Annotated in this window: 3 protein-coding genes; all 3 read right to left on the reverse strand. The window is 42.8% G+C overall.

Annotation, left to right across the window (positions count from 1 at the left end; translation table 11 throughout):
* Nucleotides 1–36 precede the first annotated feature (36 nt).
* On the reverse strand, nucleotides 37–837 hold the full coding sequence (locus HHT355_RS13450) for an ExeA family protein (protein WP_103203945.1): 801 nt from the start codon (nucleotides 835–837) through the stop codon (nucleotides 37–39).
* Nucleotides 830–2,176 (reverse strand): DDE-type integrase/transposase/recombinase, encoded by a 1,347-nt coding sequence (locus HHT355_RS13455; RefSeq protein WP_103203946.1) that lies wholly within the window; start codon nucleotides 2,174–2,176, stop codon nucleotides 830–832. Before HHT355_RS13455 ends, HHT355_RS13450 begins: the two co-directional genes overlap by 8 nt.
* A gap of 59 nt (nucleotides 2,177–2,235) precedes the next feature.
* The coding region (locus HHT355_RS13460; protein WP_103203947.1) for a DUF6431 domain-containing protein at nucleotides 2,236–2,762 on the reverse strand (527 nt) is incomplete at its 5' end.

Below are 2,762 nucleotides of genomic sequence, written 5' to 3' on the forward strand. Positions count from 1 at the left end.
TTTTTTCTTACATCCAAGATACTGGTGTTGTAAATTCTATGAAAACTCACATTCAAGAACCAGCTTTACGGCATGGTCATCAATGATTCGCTTTTTTGTTTGGCTTCCATACAGCAGTAGGCTTGTACATACTTTATCTATTACCCTGGCTGTTCCTGCACTATACTGATGTATTACATCAATGGCTGCGTCGCTAAATATTTCACTGTTGCATCCGGCATATTTCATCTGATGTCGGATATAGGCTCCGGTCTGAGCTCGGTCATAATGGTTTATGACACTTTGTATATCGATTCTCTGACGTATTGCTGCATATGCCTGTAGCTGCAGCTTCTGCCACAATTCTGTCTGTCCTGTCAGTATTAATCCCATGGGACTGACGGAATCCAGCTTCATATTTAACAGAAAACGTATCTCCTCAAGCATTTCCCGGCTTAGCAGATGGCATTCATCACACACACATACCGGCTGTATTCCATGAACTGCTTTCATTATTTCGATTTCTGCATGCAGTTGCCTCTTGGCATCTCCCCGGTTATATTTTGCCTGAAAGCCCATCTGCTCTAACAGAATACGATAGAAGTTTCTTGGCGTTAGCTTTGAATCTGATATATACAAAAACTTATACTTGTTTTTGTCCAGATCATTGCTGAATTTACGAAGTATTGTTGTCTTTCCTGTCCCGCAATCACCTGTCACTACGGCAAAGAGCTGCCTTTGTGCCACATAGTTTAGCCTGTTCAGAATTTCTGTATGCTCAGGTGTCATATATAGGTAATCGGTAGGAATGCTTCTTGAAAAGGGAGTTGCTTTAAGCTCATAAAACGACTCATACATTGCCTTCACCTCCGGATACTGTACCTGGTTTCAGGTCTGTGTATGATATCGCTGTCTTCCGTATCGTCTGACGAGCCTTGTTCTTTAATTCTGCCGCTCTTAGCAGTCTGGATTCCTTTGCATCAACGGCCTCCAGATGCTCCGGCAGTTTCGGCCTTTCTCCGGAGTGGCTTCCAATAATTAATGGCCTGGCACTACATGTTGGCATCCCTTTACATTCTATTGTTACTTTTGATATATCTGCAGCATCATAGATTACGTCTACCTCTTTATGGATCATGTGAAGACCAAGCTCCACTTCGTATTTTTGTCTCATAAAGCTGATACATCCGCTTTTGTCTACCTTTCTTGTCTCACAGGCCAGAAATGCATCTGCTATATCCTCGCTGGACAGCATCCTTAATTCATGACGGTCAGACCAGTATGCTTCATAGGGTGTTTTTCCGTCCAATGCACTATGTTCCTTATGAAGGTAGCATTCCTCCATCCATACCTGATATAGCCGGTTAAGCTCATCCAGACTTTTTGGTTTAGCAAGCTGGGCTTCCCTCAGGAATGAATCAACTGTCTGATTATACCTCTCTTGCTTGCCTTTCCCCTCAGGTGAGTACGGTCGTGCATACAAAAGCCTTATTCCAAGCTTCCCGCAGGCCCTCTGCATCCAATTGGTTCTGAATTGCTTGCCATTATCAAAGTATACCGAATCAGGAGCTCCATACTTCATTAAGGCCTTTCTGAAGCAGTCCTGCACAATCCTTTGATCCAGAGTAGGATAGAACTCCGAATGCAGAATATACCTGGTACAGTCATCCATAAAGCATACCATATAGGTTGGTTGACCATTTACGTAAATCCCATATTTTATATCGCTTTGCCACAGATAATTTCGCCACGGCTTCTGAAACCGTCTGGCTCCTGTTACACTGCTTACATAGGTGCGCATCTGACGGCTTGAATACCCTCGGTAACTTAACTGGTCCTGCAGTGTACTTCTTTTTAAGAAGCCCGGCTCCACCTTGCCTTCCCATTCAAGTATCCGAATTATCTCTGTTATACTCCTTTTAGGCACCTCTCTCCTGAGGGCAATGGCTTCCTGTATTACATCTTCAGGAATAACGGAGTTACCTCCACGGCCAGGATTCTTTGGTTTCAAGCCCTCAAAGCCGTTGCTCTTATAGGCATTCAGGTATCTGCGGATGGTTCGTTCTGATAATCCTGTCTGAATGCAGAGCTCTTCCTTTAATTGTTGCAGCTTATCCTTATCCAGTGTGCTGTCTATAAGTGGTGCTATTATCTTCAGTCTGTTTGCTGCGATTTCCTCGCTTCTTTTGTTATCCATGCGGTTTCTCCTCCCTTATATTCTGATACCGCTATCCTATCAGACCTTTGGGAGGTAATCTATGCAAAACGGGTATGTAACCACCGACCGGAATTTACAAAAAATCGGACAAGCTTTTTCAGCCAGCCGGTAATACCTGAGTTATTCTCAAGAGATTTTATTAAGAAATCAACATCATTGCATAACTCTATATCTCGATTGTAAATAAGCCGGAGGGATGTCAGTGTATTCTTAATGTATTCACTGAGCAGAAAAAACCAGATTTTTATGCGGGTCGCTGTACTGTGTTCACATGGATAGGTATCTTTTCCAACATGAGAAGATGAAACGATTAGCTCTATTGCCTCTGAACTATATCTTTTATAAGGAACTATGATGTCCGGCAGTTCATGATGTACCCGTCCACATCCTTGGCAACGCAGCCTTCGGATAATTAAAGCCTTCTTTTCGCCGCTGTATTCTATTACTCCACGGCTACGGCTCCCTATCACTTTTAATTGTCCTTCACAATTAGGACAGTAGACGGTTTCTCTGCTCCTGACATAAAAAAAATCAGGATTGGTCTTGTTATCTAATTGATATTTAT

Source organism: Herbinix hemicellulosilytica (genome assembly GCF_002904165.1).
GTDB lineage: Bacteria > Bacillota > Clostridia > Lachnospirales > Lachnospiraceae > Mobilitalea > Mobilitalea hemicellulosilytica.

Excerpts from the sequence above, each read along its gene's own strand:
- HHT355_RS13450 (WP_103203945.1), bottom strand. The coding sequence starts at position 837 with ATGTATGAGTCGTTTTATGAGCTTAAAGCAACTCCCTTTTCAAGAAGC.
- HHT355_RS13455 (WP_103203946.1), bottom strand. The coding sequence starts at position 2,176 with ATGGATAACAAAAGAAGCGAGGAAATCGCAGCAAACAGACTGAAGATA.